Here is an 18,259-nt window from a genome sequence, read left to right on the forward strand (position 1 = left end):
GCTCAGAGGCTCTGGCTGATGAGCTCCATGGCCAGCGCCAGGGCCAGGCCTGCTGTCACCCAGCCCCGCAGCCCCAGCCCCTGGCGTGCCTTGTGGTGCCAGCGGTCGTGGCCCAGCAGCGTGGCTGGCGCGAGCAGCTGGCGCCATTGCAGCTCGGTGGCATGGAAAGCGGACGGATGAGCGCCGTCGCTGTCCAGCCAGCGCCGGAAGTCGATGCGCTCGCTGGCGGTGGTCAATGGGCTTTGCAGCTTGACGTACCAGTGGATGGCCATGTTCTGGCCGGCAAGGAGAGGTGTACAGCAGGCACGCAGCGCGGCCTGCATCCTGGCTTCGACGTCGCCGACTGTCGTATGCAAGCGCTGGGCGATGTCCAGGTAGGGAAGTTCGTCGAGGCGGCTGTAGAGCAGGACTTGTCGAGTCCGCCTTGGCAGATCCAGCAATTGTCGATGAAGACGGTCCGGGTGTGGCTGGTCGTGAATGAGGTCTGACAGATCGTGCGAGGGCGTGAGCAGCGGGGTCATCGGTGACACCTCCATTTGCGCGAAACCTGGTCATCTGTAGAGAGAAAGCGAGTTCGGACTTCCGTTTTCCGATGTTCTTTTGATATCATCCGCGCCATCTTTGCAGTGGCGCCTTCAAGTCGGTGAAGTTCGAAACCGACGGCGTGCAACGCTCTTCATTAGCCTGAAGATCCAAAAAAAAGACCCGGCAAAAAGCCGGGTCAAAAACCGTGATTAGCCTGATGAGGAGATAATCTGAAGGTCCGACCTAAGGCCCTTCGGATTATCCAACCGATCTCTCGACCGGTTGAGCTCAATAATAATCGTTATCATTTGCATGTCAAATGATTTGTCTGTGGTTTCCTGTTTTTCTTGTGCGCCCATCCCTCACTCCAGCGGCAGCTCGGTGGTCCGCTTGACTTCGCTCATGGCGATATTCGAGTAGGCTTCCTGCACATGCGGCTTCTGCAGCAGATGGTCGCGTAAAAACCGCTCGTAACTGGCAATGTCCTTGGCCACCACCTTGAGCATGAAATCCATGCCGCCCGCCATCGTGTAGCACTCGAGCACCTGCGGGTAGCCGATGATGGCTTCCTCGAATTCGGTCAGGTGCCGCCGGCCGTGCCCGGACAGCTTGATGCTGACGAAGATGGTCATGCTCAGGCCGAGTTTTTTCGGGTTGAGCAGGGCAACCTTGCGCTCGATCAGCCCTTCTTCCTGCATGCGGTGGATGCGTCGCCAGCAGGGTGACTGGGACAGCTCCACACGTTCGGCGACCTGGGCCGCCGAGAGGTCCGCGTCGTGTTGGAGCAGGCGCAGGATGCGCCGATCGATCGGGCTGAGGCTGGTTTGCATGAATGAGTCCGGTTCTTGTGGTTATCGGGTCGACTTCATGCAGAGTATTACTCGTTTCTGACGTTTTGCTCCAGTCACCAGCGCTGATTGGCCAAGGCAACGCGGCACGCTCAGTCTGCGATATGACCGAACTTGCCCGCCTGATAATCGGCAAACGCCTGCTGGATTTCCTCGCGAGTATTCATCACGAACGGACCGTAGCTGGCCACTGGTTCGCCCAGTGGCGCGCCATGGCCATAGAGCAGCGTGGCTGGGCCAGTGGCATCGACCGTTACCGTGTCGTGCGTGTCACTGAGTTTGACCAGATGATGGCATTGCAGCGAGGCCCCGGCGATCTCGGCCTCGCCGTCGACCACGTAGAGAAAGACGTTTTCGCCCAACGGTGCCGGCAGCGAGAGGCGGGCGCCGGGTTGCAGGTGTACGGTCATCAGGCACAGGCCGGTCAACGACTCGATCGGTCCGCGCCTGGCGCCATGCTCGGCGGAAACATAGTCCCCGGAAATCAGGCGGACCTCGGCCAGAGGCTCGGTGATCGTGGCGATGTCCGCGCCTTGCAGGCCGACATAGGCCGGGGGTGTCATTTTCAAACGCCCTGGCAGGTTGACCCACAGCTGGAGGATCTCCAGCGGGCCGCCTTCGCGCTTGAACGACTGCGGCGACAACTCGGCATGCACCAGCCCGGAACCCGCCGTCATCCACTGCACGCCGCCGGCACCGATGATGCTTTCATGGCCGCCGCTGTCCAGGTGCGACAGCTCGCCCTTGAGGATGAACGTGACCGTCTCGAAGCCACGATGGGGATGCGGCCCGAACGGCAGCCCCTGGTTGTTGGGGGGGTAGGTCTGCGGACCGTGGTGATTGAGAAACAGGAACGGATCGAGCTGCTCGATGCCGGGGCCAGGCAGCGGGCGACGGGTGATCAGGTCACCGATGTCGTCACGCTGCGCGGGAAACTGCTGGAGGACGGTTCGGGTCATGGGGCCTCGGGGTGCGGAGAGTCAATGCGGTGCATGACTATGCCGTACAAGCCCGTTGCCTGAACAGCTCAGCGGCGATCCAGCCAGACCGTCTGCGCGTTGCAGAACTCGCGCAAACCGAAGTGCGACAGCTCGCGTCCGAAGCCGCTTTTCTTGATGCCACCGAAGCCCACGCGGGCATCCGAGGCACCGTAGCCGTTGATGAAGATCGCACCGGTTTCCAGGCGCTCGGTGAAATATTCGATCATCTCCACATCCCCGGTCCACACCGTTGCCGACAGCCCGAAATCACTGTCGTTGGCCAGTGCCAGCGCGTGGTGCGCATCGCGCGCCTCGACGATGGAGGCCACGGGGCCGAACAGCTCCTGATCGAAGGCGGTCATGCCCGGCTGCACGTTGGCAAGCACGGTGGGCGCGTAATAATTGCCGTCGCCGACCAGCTTGTGTCCGCCCAGCAGCAACTGGGCGCCTTGCTCGATGGAAGCCTGTACCTGGCCATCCAGCTCGTCGCGCAGATCGAAGCGAGCCATGGGGCCGATATAGGTGTCGTCGAGCTGCGGGTCGCCGACCTTGAGGGCGCGCGTTGCGGCCACGAAGCGTTCGGTGAAGTCCGGCAGGATGCTCGACTCGACGATCAGGCGCTTGGCGGCGGCGCAGACCTGGCCGGTGTTCTGGAAGCGGCCGAGCAGGGCAGCGTTGACCGCTTCGTCCAGGTCGGCATCGGCCAGAACGATGAACGGGTCGCAGCCGCCCAGTTCCAGTACGCACTTCTTCAGCGCCGCACCGGCTTGTGCGGCAATCGCCGAGCCTGCACCGACGCTGCCGGTCACGGTCACGGCAGCGACCCGTGGGTCGGCAATGGCCCGCGATACACCAGCGGGCTCGACATTGAGCACACCGAACAGGTCGTGGGGCAGGCCCGCCTGGTCGAACGCCTCACGCAGCAGCGTGGCGCTGCCCATCACGTTCGGCGCGTGCTTGAGCAGATAGCCATTGCCAGCCAGGATCACCGGTACGGCGCCGCGCAAGACTTGCCAGAGCGGGAAATTCCACGGCATCACCGCCAGCACCGGGCCTAGCGGGCGGTATTCGATGCGCGCTTTCTGGCCTGGCACCTGGGTCGCTTCGGCGGCGAGCATCGCCGGGCCGTGTTCGGCGTACCACTGGCACAGTCCGGCGCACTTCTCGACTTCGGCGCGCGCCTGGGTGATGGGCTTGCCCATTTCCAGGGTGATCATCTGCGCCAGCGGCTCACTCATTTCGCGCAGCACGTCTGCCATGCGTGCAATGGCTGCAGCGCGCTCACCGAGCGCAACGTAGCGCCATTGTTCGAAGGCGGCAAAACTGCCGGCGAGGGTGTCCTCGAGTTGCGCCTCGCTGTCGAAGGGGTAGCGTCGCAGCTCGGCGCCGGTGGCCGGGTTCATGGAGATGGCATGCGTCATGGCGTTCACCTGTCGAAGGAAGATGTCAGCCACGATACGGGCATGGTTAAATCATGAAAACTGAATAATAATAACCAAAACCATCTCGTTTGGAGAATGTATGGACCTGACCCAATTGGAGCTGTTTCGCGCCGTGGCCGAGGAAGGCAGTATTGCCGCCGCCGCTCAGCGCGTGCATAGGGTGCCTTCCAACCTCACGACGCGGATCAAGCAACTGGAAAGCGAACTGGGGGTCGATCTGTTCATCCGCGAAAAACTGCGCTTGCGCCTGTCGCCCAATGGCTGGAGTTTTCTTGACTACACGCGCCGCATCCTCGATCTGGTCGAGGAGGCGCGTCAGGCGGTCTCCGGCACCGAACCGCAGGGCTCGTTCGCACTGGGCTCGCTGGAAAGCACGGCAGCCGTGCGCATTCCCCCGTTGCTGGCGGCGTACCATCATCGTTATCCCAAGGTCGAGCTGGACCTGTCCACCGGGCCGTCGGGCGACATGCTCGACAGCGTACTCGGCGGGCGCCTGGCCGCCGCTTTCGTCGACGGCCCGTTGCGTCATCCACTGCTCGACGGCCGGGTGGTGTACGACGAGGAAATGGTTCTGGTCAGTGCGCGCAGTCATGCGCCGGTGTCCCGAGCCCAGGACGTCAATGGCGAAACCATTTATGCCTTTCGCGCCAACTGTTCCTACCGGCGGCATTTCGAGAACTGGTTCGTCGCCGACGGCGCCGCGCCTGGCAAGATCTTCGAAATGGAGTCCTATCACGGCATGCTCGCCTGCGTCAGTGCCGGCGCCGGCCTGGCCTTGATGCCGCGCAGCATGCTGGAAAGCATGCCCGGCAGCAGCAACGTCAGTGTCTGGACCCTGGCCGAAGAGTTTCGCTGGCTGCACACCTGGCTGATCTGGCGCCGTGGCGCAGGTTCGCCCAACCTGGCGGCGATGCTCGAACTGCTCGACGACAGCGTCCCTCAGACCTCTGCGGCCTCCAGGGCTTCGGCATCTGGCACTGCGCTGACCTAGTCATTCACAGGGGCGGGGATTTTCGACGGTCGCAGGGTGGCGAAATGTCGCAGGCAAACGTTGACGTTGCCGGCCACGGAAAATAGGCTACGCGCCGACCCAGGGTAAATGTTCGCGGTGCCTGCGCTTGCTATAGAATGCACCGCAAGTTTTTCGATGCCTGATGAGGGCACGCCAGCCGCTGGCGCCGTCGTGGCGCCCGGCCAGATTTGAAGGAGTACGCATGGCTGTCTACAACTACGACGTAGTGGTGCTGGGTTCCGGCCCCGCCGGAGAAGGGGCGGCGATGAACGCCGCCAAGGCCGGGCGCAAGGTGGCCATGGTCGACAGTCGGCGCCAGGTCGGCGGCAACTGCACCCATCTGGGTACCATTCCTTCCAAGGCGCTGCGCCATTCGGTCAAGCAGATCATCCAGTTCAACACCAACCCGATGTTTCGTGCCATTGGCGAGCCACGCTGGTTCTCGTTCCCGGACGTGCTCAAGAGCGCCGAGCGGGTGATCGCCAAACAGGTGGCCTCGCGCACCAGCTACTACGCGCGCAACCGCGTCGACGTGTTCTTCGGCACCGGCAGTTTCTCCGACGAGCAAACCGTCGAAGTGATCTGCGCCAATGGTGCGCAAGAAAAACTCATCGCCAAGAGCGTCATCATTGCCACCGGTTCGCGGCCTTACCGGCCCGCCGACATCGACTTCAGCCATTCGCGCATCTACGACAGCGATACCGTGCTGAGCATCACCCATACTCCACGCAAACTGATCATCTACGGCGCCGGCGTCATCGGTTGCGAGTACGCGTCGATTTTCAGCGGCCTGGGCGTGCTGGTCGAGCTGATCGACAACCGCGAGCAGTTGCTCAGCTTCCTCGACGCGGAAATTTCCCAGGGCTTGAGCTATCACTTCAGCAACAACAACGTGATGGTCAGGCACAATGAGGAATACGAGAAAGTCGAAGGCCTCGAGAACGGGGTCGTGCTGCACCTCAAGTCTGGCAAGAAGATCAAGGCCGATGCCTTGCTCTGGTGCAACGGCCGTACCGGCAACACCGATCGCCTGGGCCTGGAAAACATTGGCATCAAAGTCAATGGCCGGGGCCAGATCAGCGTCGACGAGGCCTACCGCACCTCGGTGCCGACGATCTATGGGGCAGGCGATGTGATCGGCTGGCCGAGCCTGGCCAGTGCTGCCCACGACCAGGGCCGCTCCGCAGCCGGCAGTGTGGTCGACAACGGCAGCTGGCGCTTCGTCAACGACGTGCCGACCGGGATCTACACCATTCCCGAGATCAGCTCGATCGGCAAGAACGAGCACGAACTGACCCAGGCCAAGGTGCCATACGAGGTGGGCAAGGCGTTCTTCAAGGGCATGGCCCGCGCGCAGATTTCCGGCGAGCCGGTGGGCATGCTGAAGATCCTCTTCCATCGCGAAACCCTGCAGGTACTCGGCGTGCATTGCTTCGGCGACCAGGCCTCGGAGATCGTGCACATCGGCCAGGCGATCATGAACCAGCCCGGCGAACTCAATACCCTGAAGTACTTCGTCAACACTACCTTCAACTACCCGACCATGGCCGAAGCCTATCGGGTTGCAGCCTACGACGGCCTCAACCGGCTTTTTTGAGCGGCTCCGGCCGGTGGCCTGAGCCGGCCGGGGAGACCGATTTCAGCGATTCTCGAGGGTGGCGCTGGCCAAACCGGGAAAGTCTGTAATCAGGCTGTCCACGCCGAAGTCGGCGAGCCTGCGCATCAGTGCAGGCTCGTTGACGGTCCATACCGACACATGCAGACCCTGGCGCTGGGCCTTGAGCAGGCGCTCCGGTGTGCACAGCGTCCAGTTCAAGGCGAGCATCTCGCAGCCGTAGCCCTGGGCAACCTTGATCGGGTCCAGCCAGGCGTATTCGGCCACCAGACCGCGGGCGACGTCCGGGGTTAACTCCAAAGCGGCGCGCAGCACTTCCCGTGAACTGGAGGTGATGGTGATCTTGTCCAGCAGATTCATGCGCTGTGCCAGTTCGCGGATTGCCAGCACAGTGCTGGCAGCGCGCGTGCGCGATGCGCTCTTCACTTCCAGTTGCCAGTGCTCGAAGGCGCATTGCTCGAACAGTTCCTCGAGGCGTGGAATGGGGCAGGGCGACACCCATCCCGGCCCACCCTTGCGCGCGTCGTAGCGGGTCAGCGCCTGGGCGTCGTGCTCGACGACCTTGCCGCCACGGCCAGTGGTGCGCTTGAGGGTGGGGTCATGGATGACCATCAGTTCGCCGTCCCTGGACAGATGCAGGTCCAGCTCGCATCGGCGCACACCTTGTTCCAGGCATTGCTTGAAGCTTGCGAGGGTATTTTCCGGGGCTTCGCCCTTGGCACCGCGATGGCCATAGATAAGCGTCACGTTCGCTCCTTGAGTGAGAAGAGTGGGTGTCAGTCGGTGGTCGCGTCTTGCCGCTCGCGCGCCTGACGTCGTTGAACCTGCTGCTTGTGCAGAATGTAACGGGCGAGCAGCTGACGCTGGGCATCGCTGATGTCGACGAACTGGGTGCCGATCTCGAACTGGTCGTTACCCACTGCGATGCAGTTGGTGACGCTTGCTTTGAGCGATAGCCCTAGCGCCTGGGGCATCAGCGCGATCCGCAACGCCAGGCGCGTATTTTCCTCCATCGGCTGTTGCTGGAAGAACGCCAGGCCGCCCTCGGACAGCACCACTGGCCGAGCCTCGCCGATACGCTCGACTAGCGTCTGCGCAACCACTTGGCCAAGCAGGTCGATACGCTTGTTCTGGGCCTTGAGCACGGCTTCCACGGCACGGTCGGCTTCGCCGAGCTGGCGCAGCAGATGCTGGGTTTCGAACTCGGCCAGGTGCATTTCGCCAAGCAGGTCGAACAGCGGCGACGCATCCTGCAACATGTCTTCGCCCGCCGTCTCGCTGGCCGGGAGTATGGTGATTTCCAGTGCGATGCGGTCATCGATGCGATAGTATTCGCGGCGATCTTCTTCATCTGATGTCGACATGACGAACCCAGGGTAGAGGCGATGGTCCGAGTGTAAAGCTGCTCGTCACGCCCTGCCAGCAGGACGTCTCCTCTTTCACCCGAACAAGCCCCGACATGTTCAGACCTCTTTTCGTTTTCATTGGCGCGCGTTACACCCGTGCCAAGCGGCGCAATCATTTCGTGTCGTTCATCTCGCTCACCTCGATGATCGGCCTCGCCCTGGGCGTGGTCGTGATGATCGTGGTGCTGTCGGTGATGAACGGCTTCGATCACGAGATGCGCACCCGCGTGCTGGGAATGGTGCCCCACGCCACCGTCGAATCCGGCCAGCCCATCGCCGACTGGCCGGCGCTGGCAGCTCAGGTCCGGCAGAACCCGCAGGTGGCGGCAGTCGCGCCGTTCACCCAGATGCAGGGTTTGCTGACCCACGCCGGCCAGGTGCAGAAAATCCTGCTCAATGGCATCGATCCTGCGCAGGAACACAACGTCTCGATCATCGACGCCTTCGTCAAGCAGGGCAGGGTCGATGACCTCAAGGCCGGCGAGTTCGGCCTGATGATCGGCGACAAGGCCGCGACCAAGCTGGGTGTGGGTGTGGGCGATAAGGTCACCTTCGTCGCACCTGAAGTCACGGTCACCCCGGCCGGCATGTTCCCGCGCATGAAGCGCTTCACCGTGACCGGCATCTTTCACGTCGGCGCCGGCGAGCTCGACGGCTACCTGGGCCTTGCCAACCTCGAAGACCTGGGCAAGCTTCACCGCTGGAAAGCGGGCGAAGTTCAGGGGCTGCGCTTGAAGTTCGAAGATCTGTTCCAGGCTCCGCGAGTGTCCTGGCAGATCGCCAAGCAGTTGGGGGACCAGACCTACTATGCGCGCGACTGGACCCGTACCCACGGCAATCTCTACCAGGCCATCGGCATGGAGAAAGCCATGATCGGCCTGCTGTTGCTGCTGATCGTGGCCGTGGCCGCGTTCAACATCATTTCCACGCTGGTGATGGTGGTCAACGACAAGAAGGGCGATATCGCCATTCTGCGCACCCTGGGCTCGACGCCCGGGCAGATCATGCGCATTTTCATGGTGCAGGGCACGGTGATCGGCGTGGTCGGCACCTTGATCGGCGCCGTGGTCGGCATTCTGGCGGCCTTGAACGTCAGCGCTGCCATTGCCCTGCTGGAAAAAGCCATCGGCCACAAGTTTCTCAATGCCGATGTCTACTTCATCGACTACCTGCCTTCGCAGCTCATGGCCAACGATGTGTTCATGGTCTGCGGCGCGGCATTGGTTCTGAGTTTCCTCGCCACCCTGTATCCGGCCTGGCGTGCTGCGCGTACCCAGCCGGCGGAGGCGTTACGTTATGAGTGAGTCGGGCATGAGTGAACAAGCAGTACTGAGTTGTCGCAACCTGGGTAAATCCTACGAGGAAGGCCCTGAATCCGTGGTCGTGCTGGACAACCTGCAACTGGAGCTGCACGCCGGTGAGCGCGTGGCTATCGTTGGTAGCTCCGGTTCGGGCAAGAGCACCTTGCTCAACATGCTTGGCGGGCTCGATACGCCCAGCCGCGGCAGCGTGTGGCTGGCGGGTGAAGAGCTTTCGGCGCTGAACGAGCGGGCGCGCGGGCTGCTGCGCAATCGTGCCCTGGGCTTCGTCTACCAGTTTCATCACCTGTTGCCCGAATTCACTGCGCTGGAAAACGTCTGCATGCCGCTGCTGATCGGCAAGACCGCCATCCCCGAGGCGAAACAGCGCGCCACTGCATTGCTGGAGCGCGTGGGCCTGGGCCATCGACTGCAGCACAAGCCGGCGGAGCTGTCGGGCGGTGAGCGTCAGCGCGTGGCCATTGCCCGGGCCTTGGTAAACACGCCGGGGCTGGTGATGCTCGACGAGCCCACAGGCAACCTCGACAACCACACCGCGCAAGGCATTCAGGACTTGATGCTCGAGCTCAGCGTTTCGCTGCGCACCGCGTTTCTGGTGGTCACCCATGATCTGAGCCTGGCCCGACAGATGGACCGCGTACTGCGTCTGGAAGACGGGCGTCTGGTGCCGATCTAGCTTCTTCTTTTCTAACGGGTTACCTCTGCATGTTCAGACCCTTGTCAATTTTCATCGGCTTGCGCTACACCCGCGCCAAGCGGCGCAAGAACTTCATTTCGTTCATCTCCATGACCTCGATGATCGGCCTTGCCTTGGGCGTGCTGGCGATGATCGTGGTGCTGTCGGTGATGAACGGCTTCCAGCGCGAAATGAGCTCGCGCATCCTGGGCATGGTGCCCCACGCCATGATCCAGGGCGTGAAGCCGCTGGACGATTGGCGCCCCGTCGCTGCCGCCGCCATGAAAAACCCCGAAGTGCTGGCGGCCGTGCCGTTCACCGAGCTCGACGGCATGCTCTCGTACAAGGGCATGATGCAGCCGATCCAGATCAGCGGTGTCGATCCGGCCCGCGAGGGCGAGGTGTCGATCGTCGCCGACCACATCGTCCAGGGACGCCTGGAGGATCTCAAGCCAGGTGAATTCGGCGTTGTCGTCGGTGAAATCACCGCCAGGCGCTTCCGCTTGAACGTGGGCGACAAGATCACCCTTATCGTTCCGGAAGTCAGCACTGCGCCGGGTGGCATCACCCCGCGCATGCAGCGTCTCAACGTGGTCGGCGTGTTCAAGGTCGGCGCCGAACTCGATGGCTCCATGGGCCTGATCAACGCGGCGGATGCGGCGGAAATGCAGCGTTGGCAGCCGGGGCAGGTGCAAAGCGTACGGCTCAAGCTGAAGGATTTGTACACGGCGCCCGAGGTCAGTGCCGCCATCGTCAAGGACCTCGGCACGGCCTACAAGGCCGACGACTGGACCCATACCCAGGGCAGCCTGTTCAGTGCCATGAAAATGGAAAAGACCATGATTGGCCTGTTGCTGCTGATGATCGTTGCGGTAGCGGCGTTCAACATCATTGCCACCCTGATCATGGTGGTGAACGACAAAGGCGCGGATATCGCCATCCTGCGTACCATCGGCGTTACGCCGAGGCAGATCATGGGGATCTTCATGGTCCAGGGTACGGTCATCGGCGTGGCCGGCACCGTGATCGGGGGTGTGCTGGGCGTAATCGCGGCAATCAACGTCAGCGCCATCGTCGGCTGGGTGGAGCGCATCAGCGGCCAGCACATCTTCACTTCGGACGTGTATTTCATCAGCAATCTGCCCTCCGAGCTGCAGGGTGGGGATGTCATGCTGATCTGCGGGGCAGGGCTGGTGCTGAGCTTCCTTGCGACTATCTACCCTGCCTATCGGGCTTCACAGATCGAACCGGCGCACGCCCTGCGCTACGAGTGATCCATGACGACTGCGGTGCGGCCTTGCAGCCGCGCCGTCGTCGCCATGCAGCAACGCGGCAAATTCGCTAAACTGCCGTCGTTCATTCAGTCAGGTTTATTTCATGCATCCCGCAGCCGAACATTCTCCCCTGGGCAAGTCCAGCGAGTACGTTTCCACCTACACCCCCTCGTTGCTGTTTCCCATTCCCCGCGCAGCAAAGTGGGCCGAGTTGGGCTTGAGCGCGGAAACCCTGCCCTATACCGGCGTGGACGTGTGGAATTGCTTCGAGCTTTCCTGGTTGCTGCCTTCGGGAAAGCCGGTCGTAGCCATTGGTGAATTCACCATTCCTGCGGATTCACCGAACATCATCGAATCCAAGTCGTTCAAGCTGTACCTGAACTCGCTCAACCAGACGGCGTTTGCGTCGATCGATGACCTGCAGGCCGTGCTGGTGGCGGACCTTTCCGGGGCTGCCGGCAAGACGGTGGGCGTCAAGGTGCGCCGCTTGGAAGATGTGCAGGCGGAGGGCGTCGTTCAACTGCCTGGGGTGTGCATCGACAAGTTGGACATCACGGTCAGCAGCTACGACCACCCACAGCCGGAGCTGCTGCGTTGCGACCCGAGCTCACTCGTGGAAGAAACCATCCATAGCCATCTGCTGCGGTCCAATTGCCCAGTCACCAACCAGCCGGACTGGGGCAGTGTGTGTATTGCCTACAGCGGTCCGGCGCTGGACCACGCCAGCGTGCTGGCCTACCTGGTCAGCTTCCGTCAGCATTCGGATTTTCACGAGCAATGTGTCGAGCGGATTTTTACCGATCTGCAGCGACTTCTGCAGCCAGAAAGACTGACCGTGTTCGCCCGCTACGTACGCCGCGGCGGCCTGGACATCAACCCCTACCGCAGCACTGACGCGCTGCCCGCGGCCAATGGCCGGCTGGTTCGCCAGTAAGGGTGCATCCAGCAGCCGCTTGGGCAGGCGGCTGCAGTTGTACCGTCTTCAGATACCGATGTTGCCGAGCGTCTGCACGATATTGCGCAGTGCGCCAGCCACACCAGGGTGGTCGACTTCGAAGCGCTCGACGGCCAGGTTCACGCTGTCGGCGACGGAAGGGTCCGCCGTGGCATTTTCCAGCTCCATGCGCGCCTTGATCTGCTCCATCAGGACGCGCATGTCTTCACGCTCCTCGAGCGACAGCGTCTGGTTCTTTTCCAGTTGCTCGCGCAGTTCATCGAGTTGTTCCTGCAATTCGCGGGCTGGCATGACGTTCTCCTTGAGTGATAGGCACTTACATGGACCGCGCCCCGTGCGCAAAGGTCCGTGTCGGCTCACATCATTGGGACTCCATGCCGTTCCAGACGGCCGCGCGAATGAACTTGAGGGCGGGCCTGAAGTCTGGCATGGGTACGTTCAGATTGATCGGCAGCGCTGCGTTCGCCAGCGCACTGCCTAATCCGGCCTGGACACTTTATACTGGGCCACATTTTGTTGGCGGTCGCATGCGACCCAATCGTATCTCAAGGAGTAACACGTATGCGTCTGACCGGTTCAGCTGTCATCGACCGAGTGGCTGGAGCCTGTCTGCTCCTGGGGCTTGCCGTGGCGCCCGTGGTAGCACAGGCCGCCGAAGAGGATCCATGGGAGCCGGTCAACCGTGCGATTTTCCGGGTCAACGATACCTTGGATACCTATGCGCTCAAGCCTATCGCCCAAGGCTACCAGTGGATCACGCCGCAGTTCCTGGAAGACGGCATTCATAACGTGTTCAGCAACATCGGCGACGTCGGCAACCTGGCCAACAACGTCATGCAGCTCAAGCCTGCGGCTGCCGGTACCGACACTGCACGGCTGATCTTCAACACCACCTTCGGCCTGTTCGGCTTCTTCGATGTGGGCACCAAGATGGGCCTGCAGCGCAGCGACGAGGATTTCGGCCAGACCCTGGGCTACTGGGGTGTAAGCAGTGGGCCTTATGTAGTCCTGCCGCTGATGGGGCCAAGTACCGTGCGCGATGCGTTCGCCAAGTATCCCGATACCTATACCTCACCGTATCGCTACATCGACCACGTGCCGACCCGCAATACCACGCTGGGGGTGAACCTGGTGGATACGCGCGCGAGCTTGCTGTCTGCTGAAAAGCTGATCAACGGCGACAAGTACATCTTCTTGCGTAACGCTTACTTGCAGAACCGTGAATTCCGGGTCAAAGATGGCCAAGTGGAAGACGATTTTTAATTGTAACCAGGCATTAAAAAGGCGACCCGAGGGTCGCCTTTTTAATGCGCGGCGTTCAGTCCATGCTCAGCGTGTGCAGGCCTATGATCTGCATACCATCCTGCTTCGAGCTTTCCACGCGTATCACTTCTGCCTGGATGTCCAGATCGCTGAGCGTGGGATGGTTGGAAGGCAGATGGACGCCAACCTGATCTCCTACGCTTAATTGAGTCTGGGCTTCCAGCTGCATACCGGTGCTCGAAAGATCCTTGCATACGGCGGGAACGACAACGTCGCCGACCCTGAGGTCGACCTTTGCATCCACAGTCATGCGGATGAAATCACGTTTCTCACTGTAGTCACGATCACTGTGGCTCATGGTTTGTCCTTCGATCTGGTTGCTATTGTTAACGTTCTTATAACCCAAGGTAATAGGCCAATCGGCCCGCCCTGGCCCGTGTCGCAACACCCTTGAAACGCTTGCCGGATGGGAGTACCGTCTGCGCCTTACAAGGCACCTCTGCATCCGAATGCTCAGGGCACCCAGCGCTTGTATTCGCCTCTGCGAGAGGCTAGAAGTAAAGGTAGGCGACCCATTGCTTGCATCGCCAGTTTTTACCTTGCTGACCTACTTACGACAACCAATTTCTGGCGCCGTTTGCCCACATGCAGAAAACCAGTGCAACGCTGCTGATCATCGATGACGACGATGTGGTGCGCGCAAGCCTTGCGGCCTACCTCGAAGACAGCAGCTTCAGCGTGCTGCAGGCGAACAATGGCCTGCAGGGCCTCCAGGTCTTCGAGCAACAACAGCCCGATCTCGTCATCTGCGACCTGCGCATGCCGCAGGTGGGCGGCCTTGAATTGATTCGCCAGGTGACCGAGCGTTCTCCCGATATTCCAGTGATCGTGCTGTCCGGTGCCGGGGTGATGAACGACGCAGTCGAAGCGTTGCGCCTGGGCGCCGCCGATTACCTGATAAAGCCTCTCGAAGATCTGGCCGTGCTTGAGCACTCGGTTCGCCGGGCCCTGGATCGCTCGCGGCTGCTGCTGGAGAATCGTCGCTACCGTGAGAAGCTGGAAACGGCCAATCGTGAACTGGAAGCCAGCCTGCATCTGCTGCAGGAAGACCAGACTGCCGGCCGGCAAGTGCAGATGAACATGCTGCCGCAGAGTCCCTGGAGCACCGACGGATTCCGTTTCGAACACCAGATCATCCCGTCGCTGTACCTGTCGGGTGATTTCGTCGACTATTTCCGGGTCGACGAGCACCGCGTGGCGTTCTATCTGGCCGACGTATCCGGTCACGGCGCTTCATCGGCATTCGTCACGGTGCTGTTGAAATTCATGACCACCCGCCTCATGTTCGAATCAAGGCGCGGTGGTGCGATGCCCGAATTCAAACCGTCCGACGTGTTGGGCCATATCAACCGGGGTTTGATCAACACGCGTTTGGGCAAGCATGTCACCATGGTCGGCGGGGTGATCGACGAGCACACCGGGCTGTTGACCTACAGCATCGGCGGGCATTTGCCACTTCCAGTGCTGTACACCCCCGAGCAAACGCAGTACCTGCAGGGACGCGGCCTGCCGGTGGGTCTGTTCAACGAAGCCACGTATACCGATCACGTCATGGCGTTGCCGGAGCAGTTCAGCCTTACCCTGCTTTCCGATGGGATACTGGACTTGCTGCCAGGCGAAACGCTGAAGGAAAAAGAGGCTGCATTGCCTGAGATCGTCAGTGCAGCGGGCGGCAGCCTGGATGGCTTGCGGCAAAAGTTTGGACTGGCCACACTCGGGGAGATGCCGGATGATATCGCCCTGATGGTGCTGAGCAGGAACCTTGCATGAGTACTGGTAGAATCCAGTTTGCTGAACAAAGCGGCACGTTCGTGTTGAAATTCGTGGGTGAGGTGCGCCTGACGCTCTGCTCGGCGCTGGATGCGACGATCGAGCGGATCTTCACCGCCCTCGATTTTTCAGCCATCGTGATCGACTTGACCGAAACCCGCAGCATCGACAGCACCACCTTGGGCTTGCTGGCCAAGTTGTCGATCATGTCTCGTCAAAAAGTCGGATTGCTGCCAACGGTGGTGACGACTCACGAGGACATCACGCGCCTGCTGCAGTCCATGGGTTTCGATCAGGTGTTCAACATCGTCGGTCGCCCGATTCCTTGCCCCGACTGCCTGACCGACCTGCCTTCGCAGGATCTGTCCGAGGATGTGGTCAGGGCCAAGGTGCTGGAAGCGCACAAGATTCTCATGGGCCTGAACGAGTCCAACCGCGAAGCCTTCCACGATCTGGTGAACGCGCTGGAACGCAGCTGAGTACCTTCGGGTGACTCGCTCGGCTATAAAAAAAGGCGACCTTGCGGTCGCCTTTTTCGTGTGCGGCAAACTGGAATCAGGAAACCTTGGCAGTCAGCAGGGTTTCGAGTTTTTCCTGATCGCGAGCGAATTGACGAATGCCTTCAGCCAGTTTTTCCGTGGCCATCGCGTCTTCGTTCGACGCCCAGCGGAACTGCGCCTCGGTCAAAATCTGCTTGGGTTCACCGGCATTGCCTGGCTTGAGCTTCTGCTCCAGCGTGCCTTCATCTTCGGCCAGCTTGTGCAGCAGTTCCGGGCTGATGGTCAGGCGATCACAACCGGCCAACTGCTCGATCTGGTTGATGTTGCGGAAGCTGGCGCCCATGACCACGGTCTTGTAGTCGTTGGCTTTGTAGTAGTTGTAGATGCGCGTTACCGACTGCACGCCTGGATCGTCGGAACCGGTGTATTCCTGGCCGGTGGATTTCTTGTACCAGTCGTAGATGCGACCCACGAACGGCGAGATCAGGAACACACCAGCATCGGCGCACGCCTGTGCCTGGGCGAAGGAGAACAGCAAGGTCAGGTTGCACTGAATGCCTGCCTTTTCCAGCTTCTCGGCGGCGCGGATACCTTCCCAGGTGGAGGCCAGCTTGATCAGCACACGCTCGCGACCGACACCGGCCTTTTCGTACAGATCGATGATCTGGCTGGCCTTGGCCAGCAGGGCTTGCTCGTCGAAAGAGAGGCGCGCGTCGACTTCGGTGGAGATGCGGCCGGGGATGGCCTTGAGGATCCCGGTACCCACGGCGACCGCGAAAGTGTCCGACGCCAGACCGACATCACCGTTGCTGTCGCTGATGGTCTTGCGCAGCATGTCCTTGTAGGCTTCCAGCGAGGCAGCCTTGAGCAGCAGCGACGGGTTGGTGGTGGCGTCGACCGGCTTGAGCTTGGAGATGGCGTCGAAGTCGCCGGTATCGGCGACCACGGTGGTCATTTGCTTGAGTTGTTCCAGCTTGGAAGTCATGAGCGTGCTCTGTCCTGTGCGAATGAATGACGTTACCCGAGCGCTGCGTCCGGCTCAAGGGCCAAGGGCGTGCAGCAGGGGGAGGGCGGCGGAAAGACCTACGTTCGAGTGTCGCGCCGCGCGACGGTTCAATGGATCGAGTATGCGCTTGAATCCGGCCAATCTTGAATTTGGCCAATGATGCGTCGTTGGGCGATCAGCGCCCTTCGAGCAATGCCCCGGCCTGATCGAGCAGCGCCAGTGGGTCATCGGCCTTGTGGATGTCCACCGACAGCAGCTGGCGGAACTTGCGCGCGCCGGGAAAGCCCGTACCCAAACCGAGCATGTGCCGGGTAACGTGGTGCATGGCACCGCCTGACGCGATATGCGCGGCTATGTAAGGCCGCATCTGCCGCAGCGCGTCGAAACGGCTGATCACCGGCGCGTCGCTGCCGAACAACTGCTGGTCGACCTGCGCCAACAGGTATGGGTTGTGATAGGCCTCGCGTCCCAGCATCACACCATCGAAGGTCTGCAGATGCTCGGCGCAGGCTTCCAGCGTCTTGATGCCACCGTTGAGTATCACTTCCAGGTCCGGAAAATCCGCCTTCAAGCGCTCGGCAATGTCATAGCGCAGCGGGGGGATGTCGCGGTTTTCCTTGGGCGACAGGCCCTCAAGGATGGCGATCCGTGCGTGCACGGTAAAACTGCGGCAGCCTGCCTCGCGCACCTGTCCGACGAAATCGCACAGCGCCTCATAGCTGTCGCGGCCATTGATGCCGATGCGGTGCTTGACCGTGACCGGAATCGACACCGCATCGCGCATGGCCTTGACGCAGTCGGCCACCAGCGCAGGGTGCGCCATGAGGCAGGCGCCGATCATGTTGTTCTGCACACGATCGCTGGGACAACCCACATTGAGATTGACCTCGTCGTAACCGTGCGCCTGCGCCATGCGCGCGCAAGCGGCCAGATCCGCCGGCGTGCTTCCACCCAACTGCAGCGCGATGGGATGCTCGGCATCGTCGTAGCGCAGAAAGCGCTCGTGATCGCCATTGAGCAAAGCGCCGGTGGTGACCATTTCGGTGTAGAGCAGGGTGTGCCGCGAGAGCAGGCGCAGGAAGTAGCGACAGTGGCGGTCGGTCCAATCCATCATGGGTGCCACGCTAAAGCGGCGGAAGGGCTCCAGGCTAGGCGTGGCGGGCGTTTCAGCTACATTCTGTACCATTTTACTCTGCGCGTTTTGTACCAGTTTTCGGGCGTTTTCGGACGTTTTCGTGGGGTGAGTGGTAAGTTTTACCACTGTGAGAATGACCTTAACCACTTTCGCCGGGGCCACTATTCGAGGACGAAAAAGGGCTGGCGAGGTGTTTGCTATGCGGGTCGGTTCCGTACGAAACGTGACGGGAGACAAGTCTACCAAGACACTAGGTCGTTCGTGCGAAAACAGGTCGCTTATCAAGCGCTGCAGGATGACCTTGAGGATCTGCGTTCTGAACGCCTGGCCATCGAACGTCTGTCTGGCATAGACACTGACTTGACCTTGAGCCTGGAAGAAATGAACGCCCGGTTCAAATAGGCATGTGTGCCGTACACCTGTGTTCTTCGTTTCCAGTGCGTGACAGATACAAAGCCCAATCTACCAGGCGA

General features: G+C 61.1%; 19 protein-coding genes. 9 read left to right on the forward strand and 10 right to left on the reverse strand.

Annotated elements, in window-relative coordinates:
* Nucleotides 1–2 precede the first annotated feature (2 nt).
* The 4 genes from IFU31_RS14000 to IFU31_RS14015 form a co-directional block, all read right to left on the reverse strand.
* Nucleotides 3–521 carry a sigma factor-like helix-turn-helix DNA-binding protein gene (locus tag IFU31_RS14000; RefSeq protein WP_192103321.1) on the reverse strand — a complete coding sequence of 173 codons (519 nt, stop codon included), beginning with the start codon at nt 519–521 and terminating at the stop codon, nt 3–5.
* A gap of 366 nt (nt 522–887) precedes the next feature.
* Nucleotides 888–1,355 carry an Lrp/AsnC family transcriptional regulator gene (locus tag IFU31_RS14005; RefSeq protein WP_122477453.1) on the reverse strand — a complete coding sequence of 156 codons (468 nt, stop codon included), beginning with the start codon at nt 1,353–1,355 and terminating at the stop codon, nt 888–890.
* A 110-nt stretch (nt 1,356–1,465) separates the two neighbouring features.
* A complete protein-coding gene (locus tag IFU31_RS14010; protein ID WP_192103323.1) occupies nt 1,466–2,332 on the reverse strand; it encodes a pirin family protein in 867 nt (288 codons plus the stop codon).
* A gap of 68 nt (nt 2,333–2,400) precedes the next feature.
* Nucleotides 2,401–3,774: an aldehyde dehydrogenase family protein gene (locus IFU31_RS14015; RefSeq protein ID WP_192103325.1), complete on the reverse strand. Its 1,374-nt coding sequence runs from the start codon at nt 3,772–3,774 to the stop codon at nt 2,401–2,403.
* Between the two features lie 100 nt (nt 3,775–3,874).
* On the opposite strand from IFU31_RS14015, the gene ptrR reads away from it, so the two are divergent.
* Together ptrR and sthA are read left to right on the forward strand one after the other, a co-directional pair.
* Nucleotides 3,875–4,786, forward strand: coding sequence for a putrescine utilization regulator PtrR (gene ptrR, locus IFU31_RS14020; protein ID WP_192055512.1), 912 nt, complete (start codon nt 3,875–3,877; stop codon nt 4,784–4,786).
* 223 nt (nt 4,787–5,009) lie between these two features.
* Nucleotides 5,010–6,404, forward strand: a complete 1,395-nt coding sequence (sthA, locus tag IFU31_RS14025) for a Si-specific NAD(P)(+) transhydrogenase (RefSeq protein WP_049859964.1) — start codon at nt 5,010–5,012, stop codon at nt 6,402–6,404.
* A gap of 42 nt (nt 6,405–6,446) precedes the next feature.
* Here sthA and IFU31_RS14030 read toward each other — a convergent pair whose 3' ends face one another.
* Nucleotides 6,447–7,169, reverse strand: coding sequence for a glycerophosphodiester phosphodiesterase (locus IFU31_RS14030; RefSeq protein WP_192103327.1), 723 nt, complete (start codon nt 7,167–7,169; stop codon nt 6,447–6,449).
* Nucleotides 7,170–7,198: 29 nt separating this feature from the next.
* A complete protein-coding gene (locus tag IFU31_RS14035) occupies nt 7,199–7,786 on the reverse strand; it encodes a PilZ domain-containing protein (protein ID WP_122477463.1) in 588 nt (195 codons plus the stop codon).
* A gap of 95 nt (nt 7,787–7,881) precedes the next feature.
* On the opposite strand from IFU31_RS14035, the gene IFU31_RS14040 reads away from it, so the two are divergent.
* The 4 genes from IFU31_RS14040 to queF all read left to right on the forward strand — a co-directional run bounded on the left by IFU31_RS14040 (nt 7,882) and on the right by queF (nt 12,031).
* Nucleotides 7,882–9,132, forward strand: coding sequence for a lipoprotein-releasing ABC transporter permease subunit (locus IFU31_RS14040; RefSeq protein ID WP_122477464.1), 1,251 nt, complete (start codon nt 7,882–7,884; stop codon nt 9,130–9,132).
* 7 nt (nt 9,133–9,139) lie between these two features.
* A complete protein-coding gene (lolD, locus tag IFU31_RS14045) occupies nt 9,140–9,823 on the forward strand; it encodes a lipoprotein-releasing ABC transporter ATP-binding protein LolD (RefSeq protein ID WP_192049034.1) in 684 nt (227 codons plus the stop codon).
* A 29-nt stretch (nt 9,824–9,852) separates the two neighbouring features.
* A complete protein-coding gene (locus tag IFU31_RS14050) occupies nt 9,853–11,097 on the forward strand; it encodes a lipoprotein-releasing ABC transporter permease subunit (RefSeq protein ID WP_192103329.1) in 1,245 nt (414 codons plus the stop codon).
* Between the two features lie 103 nt (nt 11,098–11,200).
* Entirely contained in the window at nt 11,201–12,031 is an 831-nt protein-coding gene (gene queF / locus IFU31_RS14055; RefSeq protein ID WP_192103331.1) for an NADPH-dependent 7-cyano-7-deazaguanine reductase QueF, read from the forward strand.
* Between the two features lie 48 nt (nt 12,032–12,079).
* Here queF and IFU31_RS14060 read toward each other — a convergent pair whose 3' ends face one another.
* Nucleotides 12,080–12,343 (reverse strand): DUF4404 family protein, encoded by a 264-nt coding sequence (locus IFU31_RS14060; protein WP_122477471.1) that lies wholly within the window; start codon nt 12,341–12,343, stop codon nt 12,080–12,082.
* Between the two features lie 270 nt (nt 12,344–12,613).
* On the opposite strand from IFU31_RS14060, the gene IFU31_RS14065 reads away from it, so the two are divergent.
* Nucleotides 12,614–13,315 (forward strand): MlaA family lipoprotein, encoded by a 702-nt coding sequence (locus IFU31_RS14065; RefSeq protein ID WP_122477473.1) that lies wholly within the window; start codon nt 12,614–12,616, stop codon nt 13,313–13,315.
* A gap of 55 nt (nt 13,316–13,370) precedes the next feature.
* Here IFU31_RS14065 and IFU31_RS14070 read toward each other — a convergent pair whose 3' ends face one another.
* Nucleotides 13,371–13,673 carry a PilZ domain-containing protein gene (locus IFU31_RS14070; RefSeq protein ID WP_122477474.1) on the reverse strand — a complete coding sequence of 101 codons (303 nt, stop codon included), beginning with the start codon at nt 13,671–13,673 and terminating at the stop codon, nt 13,371–13,373.
* A 287-nt stretch (nt 13,674–13,960) separates the two neighbouring features.
* On the opposite strand from IFU31_RS14070, the gene rssB reads away from it, so the two are divergent.
* Nucleotides 13,961–15,145 (forward strand): two-component system response regulator RssB, encoded by a 1,185-nt coding sequence (rssB, locus tag IFU31_RS14075; RefSeq protein WP_192103333.1) that lies wholly within the window; start codon nt 13,961–13,963, stop codon nt 15,143–15,145.
* Nucleotides 15,142–15,624: an anti-sigma factor antagonist RssC gene (rssC, locus tag IFU31_RS14080; protein WP_122477478.1), complete on the forward strand. Its 483-nt coding sequence runs from the start codon at nt 15,142–15,144 to the stop codon at nt 15,622–15,624. The genes rssB and rssC overlap by 4 nt, the downstream gene beginning before the upstream one ends.
* A gap of 76 nt (nt 15,625–15,700) precedes the next feature.
* On the opposite strand, the gene tal is transcribed toward rssC, so the two are convergent.
* Nucleotides 15,701–16,630, reverse strand: a complete 930-nt coding sequence (gene tal / locus IFU31_RS14085; RefSeq protein WP_122477480.1) for a transaldolase — start codon at nt 16,628–16,630, stop codon at nt 15,701–15,703.
* A 196-nt stretch (nt 16,631–16,826) separates the two neighbouring features.
* Nucleotides 16,827–17,837, reverse strand: coding sequence for a tRNA dihydrouridine(20/20a) synthase DusA (gene dusA, locus IFU31_RS14090; RefSeq protein WP_192103334.1), 1,011 nt, complete (start codon nt 17,835–17,837; stop codon nt 16,827–16,829).
* Between the last annotated feature and the right edge of the window lie 422 nt (nt 17,838–18,259).

It is taken from the genome of Pseudomonas sp. CFBP 13602 (assembly GCF_014842725.1).
GTDB classification, from domain to species: Bacteria; Pseudomonadota; Gammaproteobacteria; order Pseudomonadales; family Pseudomonadaceae; genus Aquipseudomonas; species Aquipseudomonas baltica.